The sequence below is a fragment of the Nocardia sp. NPDC056611 genome, from assembly GCF_042792755.1.
Lineage (GTDB): Bacteria > Actinomycetota > Actinomycetes > Mycobacteriales > Mycobacteriaceae > Nocardia.
In genome coordinates this window covers 608,415-632,531 of sequence record NZ_JBHTVV010000001.1, presented here as the reverse complement: position 1 = coordinate 632,531, position 24,117 = coordinate 608,415, and the positions used below count along the sequence as shown (strand labels likewise).

At 65.8% G+C, this 24,117-nt stretch carries 28 protein-coding genes and 1 tRNA gene; 9 read left to right on the top strand and 20 right to left on the bottom strand.

The features are described 5' to 3' along the window. Positions 1 to 176: 176 nt before the first annotated feature. The 3 genes from ACFRAQ_RS02810 to ACFRAQ_RS02800 form a co-directional block, all read right to left on the bottom strand. Positions 177 to 2,324: an ArnT family glycosyltransferase gene (locus tag ACFRAQ_RS02810; RefSeq protein WP_379093241.1), complete on the bottom strand. Its 2,148-nt coding sequence runs from the start codon at positions 2,322 to 2,324 to the stop codon at positions 177 to 179. Positions 2,325 to 2,552: 228 nt separating this feature from the next. Continuing rightward, entirely contained in the window at positions 2,553 to 3,503 is a 951-nt protein-coding gene (locus tag ACFRAQ_RS02805; RefSeq protein ID WP_379093238.1) for a hypothetical protein, read from the bottom strand. Positions 3,504 to 3,596: 93 nt separating this feature from the next. Beyond that, a complete protein-coding gene (locus ACFRAQ_RS02800; RefSeq protein WP_379093235.1) occupies positions 3,597 to 3,956 on the bottom strand; it encodes a hypothetical protein in 360 nt (119 codons plus the stop codon). Between the two features lie 179 nt (positions 3,957 to 4,135). Here ACFRAQ_RS02800 and ACFRAQ_RS02795 point away from each other — a divergent pair, with 179 nt between their 5' ends. From ACFRAQ_RS02795 to ACFRAQ_RS02780, 4 genes are all read left to right on the top strand, one after another. Beyond that, positions 4,136 to 5,383 carry a hypothetical protein gene (locus ACFRAQ_RS02795; protein ID WP_379093232.1) on the top strand — a complete coding sequence of 416 codons (1,248 nt, stop codon included), beginning with the start codon at positions 4,136 to 4,138 and terminating at the stop codon, positions 5,381 to 5,383. Beyond that, a complete protein-coding gene (locus ACFRAQ_RS02790; RefSeq protein ID WP_379093229.1) occupies positions 5,380 to 5,868 on the top strand; it encodes a hypothetical protein in 489 nt (162 codons plus the stop codon). Before ACFRAQ_RS02795 ends, ACFRAQ_RS02790 begins: the two co-directional genes overlap by 4 nt. A gap of 236 nt (positions 5,869 to 6,104) precedes the next feature. Beyond that, positions 6,105 to 6,950: a universal stress protein gene (locus ACFRAQ_RS02785; protein WP_379093226.1), complete on the top strand. Its 846-nt coding sequence runs from the start codon at positions 6,105 to 6,107 to the stop codon at positions 6,948 to 6,950. 78 nt (positions 6,951 to 7,028) lie between these two features. Continuing rightward, positions 7,029 to 7,102 (top strand) — tRNA-Leu (locus ACFRAQ_RS02780). Between the two features lies 1 nt (position 7,103). Here ACFRAQ_RS02780 and ACFRAQ_RS02775 read toward each other — a convergent pair. The 13 genes from ACFRAQ_RS02775 to ACFRAQ_RS02715 form a co-directional block, all read right to left on the bottom strand. Then, positions 7,104 to 8,366: a tyrosine-type recombinase/integrase gene (locus ACFRAQ_RS02775; RefSeq protein ID WP_379093223.1), complete on the bottom strand. Its 1,263-nt coding sequence runs from the start codon at positions 8,364 to 8,366 to the stop codon at positions 7,104 to 7,106. Beyond that, positions 8,350 to 8,550: a helix-turn-helix transcriptional regulator gene (locus tag ACFRAQ_RS02770; RefSeq protein WP_379093220.1), complete on the bottom strand. Its 201-nt coding sequence runs from the start codon at positions 8,548 to 8,550 to the stop codon at positions 8,350 to 8,352. Before ACFRAQ_RS02770 ends, ACFRAQ_RS02775 begins: the two co-directional genes overlap by 17 nt. Positions 8,551 to 8,565: 15 nt before the next feature. Beyond that, positions 8,566 to 10,332 carry a replication initiator gene (locus tag ACFRAQ_RS02765; protein ID WP_379093217.1) on the bottom strand — a complete coding sequence of 589 codons (1,767 nt, stop codon included), beginning with the start codon at positions 10,330 to 10,332 and terminating at the stop codon, positions 8,566 to 8,568. Beyond that, entirely contained in the window at positions 10,329 to 10,505 is a 177-nt protein-coding gene (locus ACFRAQ_RS02760; protein WP_379093214.1) for a hypothetical protein, read from the bottom strand. Before ACFRAQ_RS02760 ends, ACFRAQ_RS02765 begins: the two co-directional genes overlap by 4 nt. After that, the gene (locus ACFRAQ_RS02755) at positions 10,502 to 10,684 is read right to left on the bottom strand and encodes a hypothetical protein (RefSeq protein WP_379093211.1); all 183 of its coding nucleotides are present in this window, start codon (positions 10,682 to 10,684) and stop codon (positions 10,502 to 10,504) included. Before ACFRAQ_RS02755 ends, ACFRAQ_RS02760 begins: the two co-directional genes overlap by 4 nt. Before the next feature lie 81 nt (positions 10,685 to 10,765). Continuing rightward, entirely contained in the window at positions 10,766 to 12,040 is a 1,275-nt protein-coding gene (locus tag ACFRAQ_RS02750; RefSeq protein WP_379093208.1) for an FtsK/SpoIIIE domain-containing protein, read from the bottom strand. Positions 12,041 to 12,149: 109 nt separating this feature from the next. Further along, entirely contained in the window at positions 12,150 to 12,791 is a 642-nt protein-coding gene (locus tag ACFRAQ_RS02745; protein ID WP_379093205.1) for a DUF2637 domain-containing protein, read from the bottom strand. A gap of 6 nt (positions 12,792 to 12,797) precedes the next feature. Beyond that, complete coding sequence (locus ACFRAQ_RS02740) at positions 12,798 to 13,292, bottom strand: hypothetical protein (protein WP_379093202.1); 495 nt, start codon at positions 13,290 to 13,292, stop codon at positions 12,798 to 12,800. A gap of 5 nt (positions 13,293 to 13,297) precedes the next feature. After that, positions 13,298 to 13,582 (bottom strand): hypothetical protein, encoded by a 285-nt coding sequence (locus ACFRAQ_RS02735; RefSeq protein WP_379093199.1) that lies wholly within the window; start codon positions 13,580 to 13,582, stop codon positions 13,298 to 13,300. After that, the gene (locus ACFRAQ_RS02730; protein ID WP_379093196.1) at positions 13,579 to 13,767 is read right to left on the bottom strand and encodes a hypothetical protein; all 189 of its coding nucleotides are present in this window, start codon (positions 13,765 to 13,767) and stop codon (positions 13,579 to 13,581) included. Before ACFRAQ_RS02730 ends, ACFRAQ_RS02735 begins: the two co-directional genes overlap by 4 nt. Continuing rightward, positions 13,767 to 14,045, bottom strand: coding sequence for a hypothetical protein (locus ACFRAQ_RS02725; RefSeq protein WP_379093193.1), 279 nt, complete (start codon positions 14,043 to 14,045; stop codon positions 13,767 to 13,769). The genes ACFRAQ_RS02730 and ACFRAQ_RS02725 overlap by 1 nt, the downstream gene beginning before the upstream one ends. Then, positions 14,045 to 14,305 (bottom strand): hypothetical protein, encoded by a 261-nt coding sequence (locus tag ACFRAQ_RS02720; RefSeq protein ID WP_379093191.1) that lies wholly within the window; start codon positions 14,303 to 14,305, stop codon positions 14,045 to 14,047. The genes ACFRAQ_RS02725 and ACFRAQ_RS02720 overlap by 1 nt, the downstream gene beginning before the upstream one ends. Then, a complete protein-coding gene (locus ACFRAQ_RS02715; RefSeq protein ID WP_379093188.1) occupies positions 14,305 to 14,787 on the bottom strand; it encodes a hypothetical protein in 483 nt (160 codons plus the stop codon). The genes ACFRAQ_RS02720 and ACFRAQ_RS02715 overlap by 1 nt, the downstream gene beginning before the upstream one ends. 131 nt (positions 14,788 to 14,918) lie before the next feature. Here ACFRAQ_RS02715 and ACFRAQ_RS02710 point away from each other — a divergent pair, with 131 nt between their 5' ends. The 3 genes from ACFRAQ_RS02710 (at position 14,919) to ACFRAQ_RS02700 (ending at position 19,665) form a co-directional block, all read left to right on the top strand. After that, positions 14,919 to 15,716, top strand: a complete 798-nt coding sequence (locus tag ACFRAQ_RS02710; RefSeq protein ID WP_379093185.1) for a GntR family transcriptional regulator — start codon at positions 14,919 to 14,921, stop codon at positions 15,714 to 15,716. Next, positions 15,713 to 16,549, top strand: a complete 837-nt coding sequence (locus tag ACFRAQ_RS02705) for a glycosyltransferase family 2 protein (RefSeq protein ID WP_379093182.1) — start codon at positions 15,713 to 15,715, stop codon at positions 16,547 to 16,549. Before ACFRAQ_RS02710 ends, ACFRAQ_RS02705 begins: the two co-directional genes overlap by 4 nt. Before the next feature lie 2,405 nt (positions 16,550 to 18,954). Next, on the top strand, positions 18,955 to 19,665 hold the full coding sequence (locus ACFRAQ_RS02700; RefSeq protein WP_379093179.1) for a histidine phosphatase family protein: 711 nt from the start codon (positions 18,955 to 18,957) through the stop codon (positions 19,663 to 19,665). A 162-nt stretch (positions 19,666 to 19,827) separates the two neighbouring features. On the opposite strand, the gene ACFRAQ_RS02695 is transcribed toward ACFRAQ_RS02700, so the two are convergent. The 4 genes from ACFRAQ_RS02695 to ACFRAQ_RS02680 form a co-directional block, all read right to left on the bottom strand. Continuing rightward, complete coding sequence (locus ACFRAQ_RS02695; RefSeq protein WP_379095756.1) at positions 19,828 to 20,502, bottom strand: biosynthetic peptidoglycan transglycosylase; 675 nt, start codon at positions 20,500 to 20,502, stop codon at positions 19,828 to 19,830. A gap of 235 nt (positions 20,503 to 20,737) precedes the next feature. Beyond that, positions 20,738 to 21,247: a hypothetical protein gene (locus ACFRAQ_RS02690; protein ID WP_379093176.1), complete on the bottom strand. Its 510-nt coding sequence runs from the start codon at positions 21,245 to 21,247 to the stop codon at positions 20,738 to 20,740. An 11-nt stretch (positions 21,248 to 21,258) separates the two neighbouring features. After that, a complete protein-coding gene (locus ACFRAQ_RS02685; RefSeq protein WP_379093173.1) occupies positions 21,259 to 22,491 on the bottom strand; it encodes a DUF6973 domain-containing protein in 1,233 nt (410 codons plus the stop codon). Beyond that, positions 22,488 to 22,781 (bottom strand): hypothetical protein, encoded by a 294-nt coding sequence (locus tag ACFRAQ_RS02680; RefSeq protein WP_379093170.1) that lies wholly within the window; start codon positions 22,779 to 22,781, stop codon positions 22,488 to 22,490. The genes ACFRAQ_RS02685 and ACFRAQ_RS02680 overlap by 4 nt, the downstream gene beginning before the upstream one ends. 178 nt (positions 22,782 to 22,959) lie before the next feature. Between ACFRAQ_RS02680 and ACFRAQ_RS02675 the strand changes: the two genes are divergently transcribed. Next, a complete protein-coding gene (locus tag ACFRAQ_RS02675; protein ID WP_379093167.1) occupies positions 22,960 to 23,310 on the top strand; it encodes a YbaB/EbfC family nucleoid-associated protein in 351 nt (116 codons plus the stop codon). 183 nt (positions 23,311 to 23,493) lie between these two features. Continuing rightward, a partial coding sequence (locus ACFRAQ_RS02670; protein WP_379093164.1) for a hypothetical protein occupies positions 23,494 to 24,117 on the top strand: 624 nt, incomplete at its 3' end.

Sequence of the window (24,117 nt, the reverse complement as noted above, 5' to 3'; positions counted from 1 at the left end):
ACGCCCGCCCCCGCCCTTCGCATCCACCGAATTCGTCTCACCGAACTGGTCGGTCCCCGTCGCGATTTCGTTCCATCGGCCGGGTACTCATGAGCATGCACCGGTGCGGTCGGCTTTCGGGAGGGTGCCTGCACCAGTGCATGCGAGCGATACGAAAGTAGAAGGCGTTCAGTGGGTCACGGGTTGAGGTTGTACACCTCCACTGAGCCGACCATCGTCACGGGATAGTTGGCCTTCACCCAGGCGGTGATCTCCGCGCCGGTGGATCCGTTGGATTCCGAGCCCTGCCCGCTGGGTTGCTGACCGCCCGGCTGCTGGCCGTTCTGATCCTGGCGGGGCTGGTGTCCGCCACCGGCATGGGTATTGCCGCCGGGCTGGGAGTTGTTCGGCTGCCCCTGGTTCGAGGCGCCGCCGGGCTCGTTGCCCTGACGGGGGCGGATCAGCAGGTAACCGATCTGATGGTCGGCGACGTACTGCTGGAACTGGGCCAGCGTCGGGGACGGATCGCGGCCGCTGAAGCCGCCGATCGCGAGTAGCGCCTTGCCGGTGGTCAATTCGAGGGCGCCGACATCCTGCGCGCCGATCGCGGCCGCCGCCCAGCGGGCATCGCTGCCGTCGACGAGCGAGACGATCTGCGGATCGGCGACCCCGCCGCGCTGTCCGCCGCCGTATTGGCTGGGGCCACCGGCATTCTGGCCGGGACCACCGCGCTGACTCCGGGCCGGGCCCGCGATCGGGCTGCCGCCATTGTGCACGCCGGCCACGGTCTCGAGGGTGTAGGCGGTGGGGCCGAGCAGCCCGGCCAGCAGCGCGAACACACCGATGGCGAGGGTGAACCGCGGCAGCTTCGGGGCGATCAGCAGCGTGGCCGCGGTGACCACCGCCAAGGCCATGAGCGTCCAGCGCAGCCACGGCAGCCATTCGGGCGTGCGGTGCAGGAGTACGAACGACCAGATGCCCGTGCCGAGAGCCATGACCGCGAGGGTGACGCGCGCCGCGAGATGGGTTCGGCGCTGCCACAATTGGGTCGCGCCGATGCCGAGGACGGCGGCCAGCGCGGGGACCAGTTCCATCGAGTAATAGGAGTGGAAGCTGCGGCTCATGTAGCTGAGCACGATGCCGGTGACCAGCAGCCAGCCGCCCCACAGCAGCAGGCCCGCCCGGACACGGTCGGTGCGCGGCTGTCTGCGGGTCAGCCACAAACCGGCGATCAAGGCGATGAGCGCGGCGGGCAGCAGCCACGAGAACTCGGTGGCCAGTTCCCCGGAGAACAGGCGGGTGATGCCGGGCTGCGAACCGAATCCGCCGAAGCCGCCGCGCATCTGGGACGGATCGGGGTGCGCGCCCGGGGTGGGCAGGGCGGAGGGATTCGGCACCGCCGACGGCGTGGGCGCGGCGGACGGTGTGGGCAGCGTCGACGGCATGGTGCGAGGTCCGCCGCCACCACCGTTGTGGTTGCCCAGGATCCGGCCGAGACCGTTGTAGTCGACGGCCAGCTCCCACAGGCTGTTGCTGGTGGATCCGCCGATGAAGGGCCGCGAGCTCGCGGGCCACAGTTCGACCAGAGCCACGTACCAGCCCGCGGACAGCACCAGCGCCGCGCCCGCGGACGCCAATCGTGTGATGCGCGTGAGCCATCCGCCCGCACCGGCCACCAGCACCACCAGCGCCAGGCCGGGCAGGACCAGGAAGGCCTGCATCATCTTGGCGAGGAAGCCGAACCCCATGAGCACGCCCGCGCCCACCAGCCAGCCGGTGCCGCTGGACCAGAAGCGTTGTCCCGGTGCGTCGATGGACCGCACCGTGCAGTACGCGGCGGCCACCAGCAGCAGTACCATGAGGGCGTCGGGATTGTTGAAGCGGAACATCATGGCCGCCACCGGGGTGACGGCCAGCGCCGCGCCCGCGATGAGCGCGGCCGCGGGTCCGGCCCAGCGCCGTACGGCGGCGATCAGCAGCGCGATCGACGCGACGCCCATCAGCGCCTGCGGCACGAACATGGACCAGGCGTTGAAGCCGAAGATCCTGCCGGACAAGGCCATCACCCACATGGCGGCGGGCGGCTTGTCGACGGTGATGGAGTTCTGCGGGTCCAGCGAGGCGAACAGCAGCGCCTTCCAGCTCTGGGTGCCCGATTGCACGGCCGCGGCGTAATACCCGTTGCCCCAGCCCGCTCCGCCGAGTCCCCACAGATAGACGACGGCCGTGGCGATCAGCAGCGCGGCGGTGGCCGGTAGTTCCCAGCGCGGCCGCCCACTGTCCGGGGACACGTCACCGTCCTTGGGTACGGCCGCATCATCCGCAACACCGGTGATGGTCGACATGCCACCCGCTTTCTGCTGTTCCAGCCCGATTTCTCTGTCGTCGCGGAGCCTAGGCCGCGGGATTTGACCACAGCTTCGAGACGGCTGGGAGTTCCCTGTGAGGGCCTGAACTGGGGGGAAGAGGGCAGGAAAGCCGGAAGGGCACCCGCTGTGGCGGGTGCCCTTTCCAGGTATCCGGTCGTGCTTGTCAGTGACGGAGTGGCTCGAGCATGCTGGGGGCCTCGAGGATCAGACCGTCGGAAGGGTGAAGGCGGCCGTACGGACCTTGTCGCCGTGCTTGAAGTCCAGGAACAGGCGGTAGGTGCCGCGGCCGGGAACGGCGGTGTGGAAGGTGACGTCCGGGCCGGGCGCGGTGACGCCGTCACCGGGCTCGCCGTTCGGGTGCACGTGGACGTAGGCGAGGTCCCCGGCGCGCAGGATCACCAGGTGACCGTAGGCGGCCAGGTAGGGCTGCAGGTCGGTGACCGGCTCGCCGTCCTTGCGCACGGTGAGGGTGAGCAGGCGGCCCTCCCCCGCGACCAGGTCGCCGTCCAGGGTGACCTCGTAGCCGTCGACGGCGAAGGTGCGGTCGGGCTGGGGCGCGGCACCCGGCCGGTAGTCGCCGGCGATGGCGAAATCCGCTCCGAGCGTGATGGTCCGGCCCAGGGCGCGCGGCGCGATATCGGTGAAGGCGCGGTAGGCGCCCGCCTCAGGAAGGTTCAGGCGGACCGTCCAGGTGCCGTCGGCCTGCCGTTCAGGGTGCACGTGCCAGAAACCGGTGAGCTCGCGCTGCACGACGATCAGGTGCAGTTCCTTGTCGTGGATGGCGTCGAACTCGGTGACGGGCGCGCCGTCCGGGCCGAGGATGCGGAACCGGAACTCGGTTTCGCCTGCGGCGACGACTTTTTCGGCGAGATCGAGAGTGTAGCCGTCCTGGGTGACCTGGAGGCCGCCCGGCACTCCGGCGTCGTGACCACCGTGGGCGTGACCGCCGTGCGCGGCATGGTCGCCGTGCCCGGCGTGGGCGTTGTGATCGGCGTGCGTGGTGTGCGCTGCGTGATCGGCATGGGCGGCGTGCGCGCCGTGGCCTTCGTGCGCGGCGTGTGCGTTGTGGTCGGCGTGAGCCGCGTGCTCGGTGTGTCCGGCGTGCTCGCCGTGAGCCGCGTGGTTGTGGTGTCCGGTGTGGGCCTGGGTGGTCATCTTCTCGTCCCTCTCGAGTGCTTTCACTGCCTTACGAAAGATCAAATTAATACCCCAGGGGGGTATCTGCAAGAGGGGTCTATGTGAACTGGATCACCGAGATGGCAGCCCGCGCGCCCAGGGCCGCGCGGGCAACTCCCCCGTCGCGTAGCGGGCGTACGTGTTCTCCGGCGTCACAGTGATGACGTCGGTGACCGCCACCAATTCCGCGGGCACGCAACCGCCTTCGAAATGCTCCACACTGGGCACGATCACGGCCTCCAGGGCGAGCCGCGAGACGAGCACCCGCAAACGATGGACCGGCCGGTCGGTCCATGGCCCGAAGGCCACCGTTTTGCGCAGGTTATACCCCAGCCGGTGGGCCATGATGCGAATCCGGGCCTCATCCCATTCGCGACGTTCGCCCGAAATGTCGCTCCGCAACCATCCGATGGCGTGGTGTTCCGATGTCATGGCTATTCCTCAGGTGTGCTCACTGACGGCGACTGTGCCGACTTCAACGTTGGTCCGCCGAATCCGATTGATCGATGGCGTGCGATGGGGAAAGTACGGGGCAAATCAGGGTCAGGGCGGCACGGCAAATCCGTGGAAGACCTATTCTCGGGAGAGGTCCAGCAGAGAGGCCGCATGCCGTGACCGGACGGAACGAGCTGCTCATCGCGGCTCGACTGCGCATGGAATCCCCCGGTGCGCCGGGACATTCGATGACCCGACAGGAGTTGGCGAACGCCGTCAACGATCACGTCTTCCGGGCCACCAGCAAGCGCGGGGCCGTCGACGAGCGACACGTCGGCAAGTGGGAGCGAGGCGAAACGACATGGCCCAGAAAGCATTACCGGTCCGCGTTGCGGGCCGTCCTGAACGTGGCGACCGACGCCGAACTCGGGTTCAGCGCTCCGCGCCGCGTGGCGGATGACGCGGGCGTGAACCGCAAGCAATTCCTGTCCAGCGCGCTCGTGGCGACCACGAACGCGGTGTTGTCGAATTCCGCGCCAACCGAATCCGAGCTCATCGACACCCTGGCCGGGCCGACCGCCAACTACCGGCGAATGGAATCCTCGGTGCCCTCGGATCGGCTGGCGCCCGCGGTGGACGCGCACCTGACGCTGGTGGCGGGTGTGGTGCGGGATCGCTTGCGCACCTCCGGCGGATTCCGGGCACTGTCCGAGATCGCCGGACTCGCAGCGTGGCTGGCGGCCGACCGCGGCGACGACGCGGCGGCGCGGCGGCGGTACGTGGAGGCCATCCGGCATGCCGAACGGACGCATCATCCGCTGCTCGTCTCGTACATGACGGCGAGCCTCGGGCACTACGCGGTCGAAACGGGTGACGGCCGAGCGGGTTTGACCTTGTTGCGGACGGCGGCCGGGCAGTTGGGGTCCGATGCTCCCGACAGCGCCGGGGCGTGGATGTCGTCGCTGCTGGCCGTCGCCTACGCCGAGACCGGTGATCGGGCGGGGGCGCTGGGCGCGTTGCGGCGGGCCGAGCGGCTGGTGGATCGGCAGCGCGGGGAACCGCGGTGGCCATGGGTGTTCGTGTTCGACGGACCCAAGGCGGCTCGGTATCAGGCCAGTGCGCTGGCCCGGCTGGGCGACCACCGGGCGGCGCGGATCGCGTTCGAGACCGCGGACGCCGCGTTCACCGCGGAGAAGCCGCGGGCACTGGCCAAGGTGGAACACGCGCGGGTGCTGGCCCGCGGCGGCGACATCGAGGCGGGCTGCGGGCTCGCGACCCAGGCGCTGACCGTGGGGATCGCCTATCACAGTGAGCGAATCACCAGGCTGGCCAGAGCATTCCGTGCCGACCTGCCCGCGCGTACCGTCGAGGCCAGGGCGCTCGACGACGCCCTCGCGACTCTGTACGGACGTGACGATCGATGACGAGCGTCGCCATCACCGGGCACCGCGGCCTGCCCGCGGCCACGCTGGCGCTGGTGGATCGGGCGCTGCGGCTGGAGATCGCGGCGCGCGTCCGGCGGGGCGGGCCGGGGCTGACGGGTGTGAGTTGTCTCGCGGACGGCCCGGATTCGCTATTCGCCCAGGCGATTCTGGATGTGGGTGGGCGGTTGATCGCCGTCGTTCCGGCCCGGCGTTATCGTGCGAGCCTGCCCGCGTTCCATCGGCCCGCGTACGACCGGCTACTCGCCGCGGCGGATCGGGTGATCGCCCTGGATCGGGAGGAGTCGAATTCGGCGGCGCATCAGGTCGGGAGTCTGCGCATGCTCGACGAGGCGGATGAACTGCTCGCGGTGTGGGACGGCTTGCCGGCGCGGGGTTTCGGTGGCACCGCCGATGTGGTGGCGACGGCTCGGGCCCGTGGGCTGCCGGTCACGGTTTTGTGGCCGCCCGGCGCCGAGCGTCCGTGAGCGCGACTTGACCTCAATAGCTGTTGAGGTACCAGGATGTCCCCGGGTCGCCTCACGACCCGCGCCCGCGGCCGCGCCGAGCCCGTACACCCCTCGTCGCGGCCGCGGGTTCTTCGGCGAGGCATGTCGCGGTGCCGCTCGGACGCTCCCTGGCCGGGGCGGCGTAGGGTCGGTGGCGATCGTTCAGCTATCCCGTAGCCGCACCGTGTGATTCGCCGGTGGGAGAGGACGTAGCAATGTCGACCGGGGAAACCGTGATCGTCGCCGTGGACGAATCGGCCGGCTCCGCCGTGGCCTGGGCCGCGCACACCGCCGCCCTGCACCACGCGCCGCTGCACCTGCTGCGGGTCCTGGAGATCACCCCCGATCAGGGTCTGGGCCTGGGGACCACGATCACCACCCAGGACTACGACCAGCTGGAGGAGCACGGCACCTGGCTGCTGCAGACCGCGGCCCAGGCGGCCTCCGAAGCCGCTCCCGGCCTCACCGTCACCACCGAACTGACCACCGGCGCGGTCGTTCCGACGCTGCTGGAGCGCACCCACGCGGCCCGCATGCTGGTCGGCGGCGCCCGCGGCGGCGGCACCCTGCGCCGCGCCTTGCTCGGCTCGGTCAGCTCGGTCCTGGCCCGCCGCGCCCACTGCCCGTTCGTGGTGGTCCGCGACGGCGTCCCGCTACCCCCCGATCTCCCGACCCGCCCCATCCTGGTCGGTGTGGACGGCACCCGGATCAGCGAGCCCGCCATCCGGGCCGCCCTCGAGGAGGCCTCCGTGCGCGGCGTGGCCGTCATCGCCCTGCACGCCGAAGGCGCCTCCGACGACCCCGAGATGGACGCTCTCGACGACTACGTCCTCGCCGAATCCCTCGCCGGCTGGCAGGAGCGCTACCCCTCCGTCCGCATTGACCGCGAAACCACCCACGACACCCCCGAACGCTCCCTTCTCGAGGTCTCCTCCAGCACCCAGCTCCTGGTGGTCGGCACCCGAGGCCGAGGTGGCTTCGCCTCCAAGGTCTTCGGCTCCACCAGCCAGTCCCTCCTGCTGTCCGTCCAAACCCCCATCATGATCGCTCCCACCCCCTAGCCCCGGCCTTTGTGAACCCTCCCGCGCCCGAATACCTGCTACCCGTACGAACGTACGGCTCGGTAGTCTGACCCAGACGCCCCCGTAGCCCAATTGGCAGAGGCAGCGGACTTAAAATCCGCACAGTGTCGGTTCGAACCCGACCGGGGGCACTCACGAAACGGCAGGCAGACCGTCAGTTTCAGTATTGCCGGCTTCCGCGTCTTCCATCTCGGTCCGCAATTCGTCCGCAGCAATGAGCGCGCCCGCATTCATTGCCGCCGCCACGTTGTCCAGATCATCCGGAAACAGATGGCCGTACAGGTCCAGGGTCAGCGTCGCCGTCTTGTGCCCGAGCATCCGCTGCACCACCTTGATATTGGCCCCGGCACTGATCGCGAGCGACGCGGCCGTGTGACGCAATCCGTGCGGCACGACCCCGGTGATTCCGACCGACGCCGCCGCCTGGTCGAACGCCCACCGAAACTCGCCCAGCGACAGACAGTCACCCTTGCGACCCGGGAACACCCGAGCATCCGGCGCGAGCCCGTCGAGCACCGGCCGGAGCTCTTTGCCGAGGAAATCCGGGATCGGCACCGACCGAGTCGTGTGATTCTTCGTATCGGTCTCCACGATGCCCGCACCTGCGACATGGGTTGCCGAACGAGACACGGTCATCCGTCGAGTATCGAGGTCTACTGCGGCGGCCCGAAGCGAGACAGCTTCCCCGAACCGCATCCCGGTGTAGGCCAGAGTCAAGACCATCGGGCGGAATCTGCCGGCGGCCATTGCCAGCCGCAGCACCTGCGTGTGAGTCAGGTACCGCTTCTCAGCCGGCGACGCCGTAGGTAGGTCCACCTCCTCAGCGGGATTGACTGCCAGCCGCTTGGATTTGATCGCGAACCGCAAGACCTGGTCGAGCACCTGGTATGTCTGGATGACTCGCGACGGCGACAAGCCTCGTCCCGCGAACCTGTAGCTCCCGGATTCGAGCAGCGTCACCACCCATTCCTGGACGTCCTCGAATTCGATGTCCCGCAACGGAATTGATCCCCATCGCGGTAGCACCAGGGTATCGAGCAGCGACCGGTAGCCGGCGACGGTCTTGGGTTTGCGCAACTTCTTGGTGGTGAACCACTTCTCGGCGACGACCGAGAACAGAACGCCGCTGCGGTCGGGGTCGACCCACGTACCCGTCACGACCTTGGTCGTCACGTCGCCGTCGAGGAACTTCTGGGCCGCGATCTTCGTACCGAAGGCTCGTGCCCGTTCCACCCCGTTCGGATCGACGTAGCGTGCACGCCACCGCTTGCCCTTGCCGTGCTGCTTGGACTTCACCCGTTCGTGCTGGACAGCCCCGGACACCGGGTCACGGTGGGTCTCGGTCTTGAACCAACGATCTTCCACCCCGGTTCGGGGATTACGCCGCGTGACCACCGTGGGCCTCCTGTTCGGCGATCCAGGCCAGCACCGTGGATTCGCGCCACACCCGCCGGCGCGCACCCAGTTTGAAGCTCACCGGCTTGCCGGGGGCTTCGATGTGCGCCCACCACCGCCAGGTTGCCGCCGGAATTCCCGTCAGCTCCTCCAACTGCTTGGCGCGTAACAGTCTGTCACTCATGTTCCCTGCCCCTTCCTATGCGAAGGCCGGTTGTGTAAACGAAATATGTTGTGGCCCTGGCGATTCGGACACGGCGAGTTTGGCTTCGAGGTACTCACGCTCCCATGTCGAGCGCTGGGCGATGGTGGCCATGATCAGGTGTTCGCGGGGCGGGATGTCGGGGTCTTCGGGTTCGGTCAGGCGGATCACCCAGTTCTTGGAGCGTTCGGCCTTGGCGATGCCGACAGCGGCCAGGACTTGCCGAACGAATTCGATGCGATCGGCCTTGTGATCCGGGAGGGTCTTGTTCGACCAGAACCGGGAGACGAGTACGCGGCGTCCTCGTAGTCCGAGGTTGGCGCGGCGGTGGGCTTTGCCTTTGCAGCGTCCGGGCTGGGTCTTGGCGTTCGCGCCTCTGGGGGTGATGCCGTAGCGCACCCATACGGCGCACTTCTCCGAGCACGGTGTCCGCTGCATTTCGGCGTGCAGGCGTTCGTAGTGCCGGCGGGTGCGCTCGTTGGGTGGTTCGAGGACTTCGGCGATGGACTTGGTCAGGTATTTGGTGAGGTAGCCGATGAGCTTGTTGGCATCCTCACCGCCGATGACGCCCTTGGCTTTGCCGGGGCGGACGGGGCCTTGTTCACCGTCGGGATCGGTGTCGCCGATGTCCTGGTGGTCGGTCTGGACGCCCCAGCGGACGACGTGGGCGGGTTGGGCGTCGGGGTCGTCATCGAGCATCGCCATGGCGTCATCGAAAGTGGGCAGGATGGTTCCGTGGTCGGGGTCGACGAATGCGCCGGCTTCGGGGACCCAGATCGGCATCCGATCATCGGAGTACTGCTCGTGGTTAAAGTCTGGCCACCACTGATTGTGGTAGCTGGCGGCGATGATTTGGCCGATCAAGGCGTGTGAGTCGGTGCCGCGCACAGCGATGTGGGCGTGGGGTGCTCCTCGTCGTTGGGGTTCGACTGCGGCGAAGTACTGCACGTCTCGTCCGGCGGCGCGTCGCCAATTCTGGATGAACCGGTCGAACAGCTTGGGGAAGAACATCGCATCCCGCGCGGCACGCCGGTAGTCGTAGGTCTCCGGGTCCACCGGAGAACCATCTCCCACAGCCTTGCCGTGCTTGTCGATCGCGCCGTCGCGGTGGCAGCGCCCGTAGGAATCCATGGTGACCGTGAGCCACATCGAGGGCTGATGGCCGGCGTACTTGCGCCCGAGGGTGGTCTTTTCGATTCTCTTGCGGGGCAGGTTCGGAACATCCTGCCGGCGCTTGGTCGAACGAGTCCGACGTGGCTTGGACTGGGCGTCGATGCCCTTGATCCGGCCCGACAGGCCCAAGGCTCGCAGTTCACGGTCCAGGTCGGCGATGACCTCCCGGAACCCGTCGGCGGCTTCCTGGTCGCCCTTGTCGCGGGCGTCGGTGTATCCGGCGAACATGTCCGCGCGGGCGGTCAGCAACGCCTGCTGGTGCTCGGAGGGGGTGTTGCGCTGACGGACCGGTTCTTCGGGCAGGTGCCAGCCTTCGCGGCATTGGGTGTACCGCAGGGCGCGAGCCTTGGCCGCACAGCTGGGGCACACCGACGCCACCGTTGACTTGCACGCTGCGCCAACATATTTCGACTCACCGGTGTCGGGGTCGAAAGCGCGCATCGGGATCGGGCGCTTGCACACGCCGTACTTCTCCGCGGCGGCTTCGGCGATCTCGGCCAGGTTCGGCAGCGCGCGGCGTTCGGCGGCCGTCTGCCGGGCAGGCGCCGATTCGGCCGGCGGGGTCGGGTCGGGAGTTTCGGTGTCGCTCATCTCGGGTCGTCCTCGCGGGTGGGGATGATGCCGAGCATCTGGCCGTGGCGATCCCAGGCGACGACTTCGCGCAGGGGCAGTCCGCAGCGGTCGCAGTGGCCGTCGGGGAGCCAGCTGTTCCAGTGGTGGGCGTGGGTGTCGCAGTGGCGGGGAGCGGTTTCGGTGAGAGTCATCGCCGGATCTCCTGGTCCTGGATGGTCAGTTCGGCGTAGACACGGACTCCGCCGTCCCGGTTGAGGTAGGTCCGCTCGTCCACGGCGATGCGGAACGCGTGTGAGGCGATCAGGTCTGCCAGCACGTGGGTGATGTCGGCGCGGTTGCCCGACAAGCGGATTCGCACGATGTTGCTCATGCCGCTACCCCTTGAGCGATAGCGGGCAGGAGATGACGGCAGATCCACCCGCGCAGCAGTACAGGTCCAACAGTCGCGGTCTCATGCCGCCGCTCCCGTCTCGCCGAACCCGTCCACGGGGGTCTCGTCGCCCAGGTCGTCAGGGTCGAACCCGCTGTAATCCTCTGTGGGACCAGTGATTTCAGGTGCGACCGCGTAGGTTTCGATGATCGCGTCCGCATCGTCGTCGCTGATATAGAAGGCGCGGACCCGCACGAAGTCCGTCGAGCCGTCCGCGCCGACGTAGGCGACACCGGGTGTGGTGGTGGGGATCTCGTGGCAGTACGCGCCGCGCTTCTTCGCGCCCCGCCCGTGGATCATGTCGTTCTGGCCTTCCTCGTCGAGGTGCAGGCCGATGCGGGTCATGAAGTACTGCCGGTTGGGCATGGTGTCCTTGGACGGGTCCTGCACGGCCGCGATCACCGAGAACCCGACCGCACGACCCTGGGTCAGCAGCAGCCCGATCAGCCGCATCCCCTGTTCCATCTGCTCCCGGGTCGCGAACGCCGACATGGCCGCGTACTCGTCGATGATGATCACGATCAGCGGGCAGTCCACGGAGGGCACGAACTTGCGGATCTTGGCTTCCTTCAGCTGCGCCGCGCGCTCGTGCATCGCCTTCACGGCCTCTTCCAGCATTTCGAGGATGCCTTCAGCGGTGTAGTGGAAGCGCTTCCACAGACGGTTCTCGCCGCGCCCGAATTCCATGCCGCCCTTGGGATCTGCCAAGAGGATGTCGACCAGACCCGCTTTCACCGCAGGACCCAGGCCGGCGATGATCGACCACAGCACCGAACCCTTGCCCGAGTCCGACGCCCCAGCGATGAGGATTTGCCGGTACAGGATTTTCAGGGTCCACACGGTGCCGTCCTCGCGGATGCCGATCGGAACCGCCTGCAAGTCCACGTCGTTGTGAGCCAACTCCGGCAACGCTGCCGATTCGGCGAGAGTGTCGTGCACCCTCACATGCAGGCGAATCCAACTCGGAGCAGGCGAAGTCACCGTCACCTGCTCCACCCCCAGATAGGTGGCCAACTGCGCCCGGGTGTGGTCGTTGGACCAGTCGTCGAAGGTCTGCCCACCCAACGCCCACAGATCCACGTCCAGGCCGTGGCGCTCGTAGTTCCAGCCCTGGAAGCCGGGGAACCCGCGCTCGGGGTGCCCCAGGCTCAGAGTGGTCAACATGCGGTCGGTCTGCTCCGGGTTGGCGAACACCTCCACCGCCGGCCGCAGCACCACCGGAGCCTCGTCCACGATGTCGGCGACCGACGGCGGGGCTTCGGGTTCGGGGCGATGCCAGGGACCGGGAACAACCAAGGCGGTCACCCCCAGACCAACCGAAGCAGGTAGAGCGAACTGAGCGATGGACAGAAGAGACATGACAACCCCCTCAGGGAAGACAGGAAAGACGAAGTAGGACAAGCAATTACGGACGCGATACCGGGACGATCGGGCGGGCGATCGGCATCTGAACCGGCATCGGGCGCACAGGTGCGGGACGGGGCGGAGGACTCACAGCCACCGACACCGCCACCATCGGCGGATCAGCCGGCGCGGCTTCCAAAGGGATCGGCTCATCGACGTACACCGGAGCCGGCGGAGCACTCACGGGCACGACAGCTTGAGCCGGGGATGAATCCGCGGGCGCCGGTCGCGGAATGCTCGTCATGGACGCAATGAGCAGGATCAGGCCGTGGACGTCGGCGAACACCGCTATCGGGGCGACCGAGACGACCAATACGCAACCCCAGGTCGGCAGCAACTGACCACGCAAGACGGCGTGCAGGGCGTTGCCGGCGATACTCACCACGGTGCCCACGATCAGGACGCGGGAAAACCACTGCCGCACATCGTCATCGGTGGCAGCGAGTGCCAGGGCGGCGGCGATAGCGGTGGTGATGTCGATGACCACCGGGAACAGCCAGGCATCCCCGGCGGGAATCCCCGCCGCTACAGCGAGTTCACGCAGGCCGACGAAGGAGAGACGGAAGGCCGCCAGCCCCACGGCGAGGATGGCGGCCACGGCCAGCCCGAGAGTGAGCAGGTTGGCCGTGACCTTGGTCCGCATCGTCGATCACCACCCCGTCATCCCGTCGGCCCACGGCTCAATGCAGTCGTTGCATTGGCAGGACTGGAAGGTGGTGTCCTGGAACGGAATCGGGTCCAGCAGCGCACCCTGGGAGCGGCGGCCGTCGGTGAGCGCGGCCAGCAGCTGGATCACCAGTTCCTCAGCCGTATCGAGATCCATCCACAGTGTGGAGCACGGCACATTGGCCTTGTGATGGCCGCCCACGACGAGCACCACGTGCCCATTCGTCGCGGTATTGCTGGTCTCGAAGCGGGCCGCCACCGTGCCCGAACCGTGCTGGAGTTCCTCCCAGGAAACGGGATGCGGCTGCGGATGGTTGTAGTAGTGCACGCGCAGGTTGTCATCGCGCGGCACCCAGTAGTTCTCGGCCTGCCGCAGGATCGAGGTGTCCGACTCGTCGGTCGGCATCCCCCATTCGAAGCACCAGCCCGAGACCTTGCGGAACGGCATGTGACGCTTGAGTGTTTCGAGCATTCCCATGTCGATCACCACCGCTCGAATTCGCAGAACGGCGGGCACAAGGTCGCCGGATCAGCGGTCGGCATCGGCGCATCCGAGGTCCGCGACGGCTCGTCACAGAACATCACACACGCCGGCCCGGTCGGGTTCGACACCAGCACCGCAGCGGGTTCCGTGCCGGCCGGCTCGGGACGATCACCGAAAGCCAGCAGCACCGCAGCCGCCGGGACGATCAGCGCCGGAGCCACCAGGGCGAGGGCGATTCCGAACGCCCCACGCACGAACATCGACGGCGAATCCTGGCGGTTCATCGCTGCACCTCCTCGGCCATGTCGAACAACTCCAGCTGGCCCTCACAGGTCCACGAGCTCAGCAGCAGATCGGGGCTGGTCGAACGATCGCGCTGACCACGGCGGGTCTTCACGGGCCGCTCCGGCATTCCGTCGTCATGCCGGCGGGTTTTCCGCGCACGGGCACGCTGTTCGGAGGTCGACATCACAGCCCCGCCTTCGGGTCGAAGGACGTGCCGGCCTGGACCTGCGCCACATGCTCGGCCATCGCCTCAGCCAGGCCCTGAATCAGCGACTCCACGTCCTCCATGAACATCCGCACGAGCAGGGCGTTCTCGCCGTACCGAACCCAGACCTCCGGGCGGTACCCGTGCAGATCCCCGGCGGGATCGACACCCATGGCCTTCAGAGCGTGCAGAGGCACTCCGGGCCGGTACTCGACCTTGGTGAACTCGGCGACGTAACCGAAATCGACGAACGCCATCACGCCACCGCCTTCGGACCGGAAGCCGAATCCTTCAGAGTCGCAGCGTGTTCCGACAAAGCGACCGTCAGACCGTCCGCCAAGGCTCGAGCGTCGTCGATGTCCAGACGCAGCGTGCCGTTGTTGAACCGCAGCGCCACCGTCGCGGGGATCTCGATGCCCCGCCGCCCGTTCGGCCCGCAGCGATAGGTGTAGGCCGCCTCGTAGCGGACCTCGCTGAGCTGGTCGTCCATGTTGCCGACCGAGATCTTCGCCGACATCACGCACCCGCCTTCTCGCCACGGGCCGGCCGCGACGCGGGAACGTCGACGGGCGGGATCTTCGCACCCGACGTGTCACCCTTGATGCCCGTCGCGCGGAAGATGTAGCCGAGGTACTGATACGGGGCCTGCCCCATCACCTTCGGCTCGGCGGTCAGCCCCTCCAACTCGATCAACCGCATCCCCATACCGGGGACCAGCTCCTCGTTCACCGGAACCGGCTGCACCTCAGCGGTGAAGATGATCTCGAACGAGGCCCGCTTGGCCTTGTCCTGGTTCGGGTCCGAGACCGTCACCTTCCACATGTGCAGCTGCGTACCGACACCCGGATTCTTCGGATCGAAGTCGAAATCCTGCTCCGGCAACGCCGTGCGATCCGCGTTGTACTTGATGGCCGGCGTGATGTCGCCCATCTGCACCAGTCCCTGCGGGAACGCCGTCTTGAACTCGATCGGGAACCGGAAACCCTTGCCAATAGCCATTAGTTGAACTCCTTATGTCCTGCCGTCCTATGTAGGACAACTCCTATATAGGACAGCAGAACTCCACCCCTGCGGTCAAGACCTACAGAGGACATGAGATGATGAGTTCAACGAGTGAGAGAGGAGCGGTTGTGCCATCAAAATATGAGCTAATCGCAGGCGAACTTCGGCAACGGATCAAGTCGGGCGAGCTACGCCCTGGCGATCGAGTTCCTGGCGAAACCGCCCTGATTGAGCAGTTCAAGGTCAGCATCCCGACGGTCCGGCAAGCCCTAGCCGTCCTGCGCACAGAAGGGCTGATCGAGGCCAAGCATGGCGTTGGAACATTTGTTCGAGCGCCGCGCGTCAAAGTTCGACGCACCGACGAGCGGTATCAGTGGGAAAAGAACTGGGTCCGCGAACCCGAATCGGTGCGGCGCACTAGCGGCGCGACCGAGCAAGATTCTGGCCTGTCCATGCCCGGCCTGTCATTCACTGCGCACTACGAGGTCATTTACGCCGATGACGAACTGGCTGATGCGTTCGAGGTGCCGGCAGGTACGAAGATCCTCCAGCGGGACTACCGCACCCGGCCGCACGTCGAGGACGCCCCACTGAATATCAGTCGCTCGTACTTGCCATACGACATGATTGCGGCCAACCCCGACTTGCTGATTGTCGACAACGAGCCTTGGCCCGGCGGTACACAGCATCAGCTGTTCACCCTCGGAATAGAGGTTGACCACATTACCGAAGAGATTGAGACGCGCCCGCCGACTGCTCAAGAAGCTGACGAGCTGGGGATGGCTCGCGAGGGGACGGCAGTCTTCGATATTCGGAAACGAGTAGTGGACGTGACCGGGCGTGTGGTGGAAGTTGTGGATGTCATCCTTCCTGGCGACCGGAGTCAGCTGGTCTTCACTACGCATCTCACGAGGTGGCAGAGATGAGCCTTCCAACCCCTGGCAACGAATCGGAAAGCGCCCTGATGTTGATATCAGTGATCACGCCCTGCTATCAGTCAAGGGCTGACTTCCTTGCCGCCGCATACGAATCCCTTCTGGCGCAACAACTTCCAGTCGGCTGGGACTGGGAGTGGCTGGTTCAAGCTGACGGCGAAGATGAGCCTCTTCCGCTTCCTGACGCTGCGATAGCCGACCCTCGGGTCAAGCCTGCAACCGGCCCTTTCGGTGGGCCAGCCGTGGCTCGAAACCTCGCGCTCGCTCGGTCCCGAGGTGAGCTGATCGCAGTGCTTGACGCTGATGACATCCTCACCCCTGGCGCACTGGCACGCAGCATCAACGCCCTCATGGATCGCCCCGCCTGCGGATGGGCCGTCAGCCGTGCGCTGGACCTGCAACAGGACGGTAGCCTTGTTCCCGCCCAAACGGAGCCAATGAATCTCACCCCGTTCATCCCCCGGGGATGGGTTTTCGACTACTGGCTTGCGAACAACTATGACCTGCCCGTGCATCCAGCGACGCTGTGTATCCGTCGAGAATGGGTGATGGCTATGGGTGGATGGATGGCGATGCCCCATGCAGAAGATGCTGGACTTCTTCTTGCTACGCAAGCTGCGGTTCCCGGCCTCTACATCAGAGAAGTCGGGCTGCACTACCGGAAGCACGATGACCAGATCACCCGGTCGCTGACAAGAGAGACGAGACCCGAGCGGCTGGACATCATTGCCGAACGCGTCCGGGCTATTGGAGATCTGCTCATACGCCCAATTCCCAAATGGCAGCCCGGAGACAGGCCCGGGGGCGACCGCTACATTCCATAGCGAATTCCCTCACCTTTAGAGGCTGGGATCCTCGGTTCGGTCATCGAATCCGGTTGATTCCCAGCCTTTTTGGTGCCCTCACTGATTCCGCTGCCCCAGAGGGAGGCAGAGAATTCCGCCAGAATCGACCTGGTGGACCGCATATCCGGCCTGGCAGCGAAACCGCTTCTCTGTACCGTCGATGCGCACAAGTAGGTAGTCCCGACCCGTGCCGTTCGGAGCGAGGACGTAGTAGCCCGGCTGGAGGTTGTTCGCCATGCTCAGAGTTTCGCACGCTTGGGATCTGCCGTGCTGCGATCAACTCCGATCAGCTTGCGCGCGAACGGTTTCAGCGTCGTCGCATGAGCCAGCCTGCTAGCGGCACGTCACGGCTGACCATGCGCGCTTGTCACCCGCGTCCCGTTGCCGAATTTGCCTCTATGGTTTCAAGAGGCGGCGCGCAGGGCGCGCCGCCCCGCGCTACGACCCGCGACGGGGCACTCGTCGCATGCGCTCCTCGCACCCCGGCGGGTCGGCACGTTGCGGCGCCCCCAGCGCACCACCCGAATCCCAAATGGGCAGCTTCATGCAACGGACATGATCGAAGGAGCAGGCGGGCCTGAGAACCGACCCCGACGGGCTGGACGGGCCTCCGCTTACGAATCGGCCGGCATACCCAGCCGCGGAGACCATCCGCCGGGCCGACGAGACCACTGTGCCTATGAAGAAGCCCGAGCAGGCACTCCACCGTTTCTGTGCACCGGAATCACGGTCACGGTCTCCTTCACCACACTCCTCTTGCTGCGCGGCCATCTCGCGAACATCCGATACCGGTGTGCGTAGCCGACAACCTGCGTGCCATGCGGGAATCGTGCCAGCATGGACTCATCAAAATCCCACAGGAGACATCCGTGGCCCTCGATTCGAGTCGGGAGCGTTTCCCCCTTCGGGAGAAGCGGGTCAGCCGTGGCTGCTTCGACTCCGTAGTCGAACGCGAAAGCTCCATCAGCTGAACGCAGTCCGACGTTCGCGATCGTCACTGCCTCGGCACCACGATTGATCACAACGAGTTGGTACGTCTCTTGGTGCGGTGCGGACGAACCGACGACGATGGAGACTGACTGCCGTACTGCGACACCAACTCGTGGCCATCGGATGATCGACAACCCGACATTCCAGGCAAGCGACACTATCGAGACAGCGAAGGCAGCGACTGACAGACCGGTCATTGGGATGACGGTAGTCTGCGATGGCAACTCCCCGCCTCCTCATCGGCCCAATTGTCTCGCTCCAGGAAGCCGCATCAAGGGCGCTCCTTCGTCGCGTCGGCACGCCGATGGGCATCCGCCCACCCTTGACCCGACTTCCTTCCACAGAGAGCGGCCAGTATGAGGAAGCAGGGAGAAGAACAGTCCCCAGTCAGGATCCGCCGATGCCCGTAGCCCCGTCCTAGAACAGCAGAAGAGGCGCGGGGCCGTGGCCTCACCGCGCCTCTCCCAAGCCCTGGCGGGACTCGAACCCGCTACATCCCCCTTGGCACGAGGGCGCTCTATCCAATGAGCTACAGAGGTACGTACGAACGTTCCCGCGCGTACATGATCACAGTAGCAGCAGATACTGACCGGGGCCACGCGTCCGCAGACAGTCCGCAGAAGCGCCAGATTCACCCAACCCCACCAACGACGCCAGCAGACGATCTCCCCGCTCAGAGCGCGCATCCGTTGTGCACCAACGCGGTCCATCACGGACAAACGTCGAGAGGGTCCACCTTAAAATCCGCACAGTGTCGGTTCGAACCCGACCGGGGGCACCAACCGACAACCAGGTCTGCGCAGGTCGCGAGTCTTCTACCGCGTCAACACCGTCGAGACCGATGGCAAACGCCGAGGCCGGATGGTGTCGGTTCGACAATTTGTACCGGGGCATAACCAGCGATCGTCGGCACGCACCGCACCTCGGCTCACCCACATCGACCGGACAGTCGGCACTCCGCCCTATATGTCCCCGGAACAGTCTCTGGGGCAAGCGGTTATGGCGGCCTCCGATATCTACTCACTGACCGGAGGACCGCCCCGGGGAAACGCTCGCGGCGGTCAGGATTCTGCCGCCGGTTCAGCCATGATCCGCCCGAACGGGACGGACGATCTTCCCAGGTCGCCTGACGAATCGGCGGCATCGAGAACGGCCGGGTGAGCGGGTCGCGTGAGTCGACATGACGCTCGCAAGGTGGTTTCGCCTGCGCGCGGTCCGGTGCGCGAAAGATCCCGATGAATGGGATTTCCCGTATTTGATTCGGGTAGATAGCTGCTTCTGTGAGACGCGACACCCCAAATTCCGGTTCTTCGGCATACCTGAAGTGGCGTTCGCCACGATGAAAGGCATTCCCACCCATGCGAATCCGATCTCTTCGATTGTCCCTTGCGGTGATGGCGACCGCGGTCGCGGCCACAACCGCTACCACCGGCGTCGCGTCCGCCGATATCGGCTTCGGAAACTCCGGCAGCAGCTCCGGCAGCAGCGCCGGCGAAATGGTCATCACCCTGGTGCGCCATGCCGAATCCCTCGGTAACACCTCCGGCCTGATCGACACCAAGGTGCCCGGCCCCGACCTGACCGCGCGCGGCCGGACGCAGGCAGACAATCTGGCCACCCAGCTGGCCGACAAGAATTACGACTGCGCCTTCGCGTCCAACATGGTGCGTACCGAGCAGACCGCGGCACCGACCGTCGCGAAGCGCAACCTGAGCCTCAACGTTCAGCCCGGTTTCCGGGAGATCGAGGCAGGCGAGTACGAGGGCACCCCGGAGGCCCAGGCGATGTCCGGGTACCTTCAGGCGCCGATCAAGTGGCTCTCCGGCGACCTGAACGCACGCATTCCAGGCTCCATCGACGGCAACGAGTTCGACGGCCGCGTCGATCAGGCACTCCTCGAGGTGCAGCGCCGCAACTGCGCCAACCCGGTGATCTTCTCGCACGGCGGCACCATCATGTTCTGGGCCATGATGAATGCGAGCAACGCCGACAAGAGCAAGCTCGGCACCGATCCGATGCGCAACGGCGGCCGCGTCGTCCTCAAGGGCAACCCGCAGAAGGGCTGGACGATTGTCGAGTGGGTCGGCCACCCGGACCTGGGCTGATTCACCCTTCCGCGCCCCGGATGTCACCGACACGATCGATGGCACCGGGGCGCAGTTGTCTCTCGGCCCAGGGTCCCCACGGACCTGCTCACCTTCGAAGCCCGGTTCACCCAGCAGTCGGAATGATGAGCGTGTCAGCCGCCCGGCCGGAAGGCCCGGTGGTCAGTCGTGGCAACCCGGCGTGGTCGTGAGATGCCATGCGGCCGGGGAGATTTCGGTTGCGAGCTCGTGAGTCAGGGTGCCGGTCGCGACCAGGCGGTCGACGACGTGTTGCTGACGGATGGCTGCCAAGTCCGGGTTGGTCAGCGGGTCGTAGTTGCTGGGAGCCTGGGGCAGCCCAGCCAGCAGCGTTGCCTGGGACCAGCTCAACTGGGCCGGCGGCACCCCGAAGTAACCGCAGGAAGCGTCCTGCAAGCCGTAGAAGCCGTGACCGAAATAGGTGACGTCGACATACATCCGGAGGATCTGGGACTTGGAGTAGGTGGTGTCGAGCTTGACGCCGAGCAGCAGCTGTTCGGGGGCGCCCACCAGGGGATGGTCACCGTGGAAATACAGCATCTTGATCAGCTGCTTGTCCAGCGTCGACCCGCCGCTCTCCCGGGAACCGAGTAGACCGAGGCCGCCGCGCACCATACCGAGGATGTCGATGCCGTGATGCCCATGGAAACGACTGTCCTCGGTGGCCAGCAGCGCTGTCGCGAACCGCGCCGGCACCGAATCGGACAGCAGCGCCGAATGCCGATCCGCTGCCAGATCCCGGACCCGCTGATCGGCGTCGGCAACCGACGGGGTGAGCGCCCACCCGGCAGCCACCACGACCCCGAGCACCAAGAACACGACCAAGAGCACTTTCCCCAGCCGACGCAGCCGGTGACGGCGCCGAGGTTTACTGGATTCCATAACCAGTGACCCTAAGCATCGCGGGTGGAGTTGCTTTGCGCCGAATGTGAAGATTCTGCGCGGATGGCATCGGCCTCCTGGCCGCTCATGTCATCTTCTCGCTACGGACCGTTTCCGCCGACGCCCTCCTGGGCACAACAGTTTTCGATGAAGCGTGGCGTCGGTGAGGGCCTCAGTAGGTTGCGAGTCCTCCGCCCTTGGCGTTCAGCATGGTTTCGTGAGTCAGCCGCTCGCTGGGACGGAGCAGTAGGGGCATGTCGCCGGTGTGCCACACCACGGACTGCACCACCTGCCGGTCTTTGAGGAAGACGTAATATCCGAAAGGCGCCGGATATTCGGAATCGATACGGGGCGGTAGCCCCTTCCAGCAGGTGCCCGCTGGGGTTTGCGCGGTCTTGTTCATCCAGTCATCGTTGTAGGCTTCGGCGGCCTCGATCATCGTGTCCCAGTCGTCGGACCAACCTGCCGCGTGAGCGACCTCGCCGAGGCTGATGGCTTGATGTCCTCGCCCGGCGGTTTCGAGTTCCGCCGTCAGCGCCTTGCTCGAGCCGAGCGGCTGCGGCTCCCGGTCGAGGCGGATTTCGGATTGACAGGTTTTCGCAGCGGGCTTTGCCGGTTTGGCAGCACATCCAGCCAGCAGCGGAACCATCAGGATGCCGACAACGATCGTTGCTGGTTTCACTTACCTCGCACTCACTTTCCCTTGCCCGGAAGTGGGATATCCACTTGCTCGGGACTCCTCGTATCTGTCCAGGGAACGGTATTGCTGAAGGCGATCTGGGCGGGAGCCTGGTCCCCATTGGGACTGTGGATGACGACGGTGTCGCCCTTGTCGACCGCGGCGATGACCGCCGTCTTCAGGTCGTCCTTCGATGCGTTCATGTTCGCCAGACCGATCTGGCGGCCCACATCATTGTTCTTGAGATCCATCGCCTCTCGCTGCGGACCGTTTCCGCCGACGCCCTCATGGGCGGTGGCGTACTGCTTCGCCCAGTCGGCGCCGAACTCCTGGGTCATGCGCGCGTTCCAATAGGCATGCCGGGCCGCGTCCCCGTGACCGTCATCCTTCGATTTCGGATTCACTTCGGTGTACTTGTTGTTCTTCCCGAACTCTTCCGCTTCGTCCTTGATGTCGTTGAACTTCATGTAGTTCAACGGATTTCCCCCATACAGCGGGTTGCAGAGCTCATCCATGGCGGCCTTTTCCTCGACCGTCATCTCTACCGGCTGCATGTCGGGCTTGGACATTCTGATCAGGTTCAGCAGGGTCGAGTCGGGCCAGACAACGATCTCGGACTTCGTCGTGTCCACCTGATACTTCAGGAGAATATCCCTGAGCGCGGCGTCCTCCGGAATACCGGCCAGCACCAGCTTGACATCATCGGACACGTGCTCGAGTTGCGTGGCCAGGTCGCGCGCGCCGATCTTGTCGGTTGCCTGCACATCCCAGAACGCCTGCTTGAGACTCGCACCCAAGGTGAGGCATTCGGCGGTCTTCCAGGCGACGGAAGCCGGGTTGCCCCAATGCTTTTTGATGGTCTCCCAGTTCGAGTCGTATGACTTCACGTCACCGGTCTCGTCGTCGTAGAAGAGGTTGTACTCCGAGTCTTCGACGTCGTCGACAGCCGACTGCAAACTCTTGATATCCGATTGCAGTGCGGCGGCCGTGGTGTCGATCTGCTTGTGGATGGCATCGAGGACGTCACCGGTGGTGACCGCCTCGTTCTTCAACTTGGTCGACATGGTGCGGGCGGCACTACCGGCGGCCTCGCCGAAGTAGGAGTCGGAACCCTGAATCGCCTTGTCGGCATTGAGGGATTCGGCCTCGACGGTGATACCGGCGTTCATCGCGTCCGCGCCGGCGAAGCGTGCCGAATCGAGCTTCCACCCGAGCACCGTGGAGATGGTGATCTTCTCACCGCTCACTTGATCCCCTTGAATCCGGCCACATTCGCCGCTTCCATCCCATCGACTGTGCCGGCCGCGTTGTCGGTCAGAGTCGCGAACTGGTCGAGCCTGCCTTGATGGAGCGCCACCACCCGATCCATCGCCTTCAGTACCAACCCGACGTTGTTCGCGAAGGCGGAGAACGGCATCGCGCCGGGAGCAGCGTCACGGTTGTGCTCGCCGATCGGGCTCAGTTTGCCGATCGCACCGGCATGGGTGCGGGTATCGGTGGCGAGCGCGCGCAACTTCTCGGGATCGAAGGCAACCATGTCTACAGTCCCACCAACAGCTTTCGCTTCATGAATCCCCCAGCACTGGCAATGGCATCGCTAACAGTAGCGGTCGGTATGTACTGCGAACAATCGGACGCTTGGTGTCGGTACAGTGTCGAGCAGTCGGGGGGAGACATCCCGGCATGGACGATCCGGATGAAGGGGTGCGAAGCACGTGGACCAGCGTCGCGCGCGGGCCGAGAAGATCGATGAGGCCATCGGCGTGGTCCGAGCCCAGGCTCGCGCCGCGGACCGCAGCATGGCGATCGAGGTGGACGCCTACGGGCAGATCACCCAGATCAGGCTGGCGCCGCACGCCGCCGCCGAGGGGACCCAGCAGCTCGAGCGGACCATCATCGAGCAGTACCGGGCCGCGCGCGCCGATGCGGAAACGCAGGCACACAAGGTGTACGAACAGTTCCTTCGAAACGAGAAGAAGGACGCCGCACCGGCAATGCCGCCGCAACCCGAGTGGGCCGATCCAGACGATGTGCAGCCGGTCAGGCTCTGGACCGACACGCGGTAGTGAACCGAGCCTCGGAACCGACCTGTTACCGGAATCAGCCCAGGCCATATCCGGTGCGGGCGTAGTATCTCTGCCGGGCTGGTAGCCCACGTCTTCGCATGCTGTCCGAAGTAGGCCTGACCGCTGAACCGAGAGCTTTCCCATCGAAATGATCTGACGGCACCTGCCATGGGAGAGGCGACCATGCTGCTCGATCACACGAAACAACACATCACGGTGGTGTCGCGGGCGTCCGGGCATCTGGATCTGTTCGCGATCGGGAACGACGACCGACCCGTCACGACCTTCTGGAGCGCCACCGACGGCTGGCGCGGCGAGTGGATGACCCTGCCCGGCAACACTCTCATCGACCACCGAACCCAACAGATCACCGCGATCGCGCGTCAGCCCGGAGTCCTCGACCTGTTCGCGATCGACAATCAGGGGCGGCCGATCACCACGTTCTGGAGTGCCGCGAGTGGATCAGCGGACAACCCGACCGGCTGGCGGGGTGACTGGATGGCGTTGCCCGGCAACACCTTTCTGGATCACACGACGCAACGCATCACCGCGGTGGCGCGGAAACCCGGAAACCTCGACCTGTTCGCCATCGGCAACGACGACCGACCCATCACCACCTTCTGGACCGCCACCGACGGCTGGCGCGGCGACTGGATGACCCTGCCCGGCAACACCCTCATCGACCATCGGACACAACAGATCACCGCGGTAGCGCGGAAACCCGGAAACCTCGACCTGTTCGCCATCGGCAACGACGACCGACCCATCACCACCTTCTGGACCGCCACCGACGGCTGGCGCGGCGAC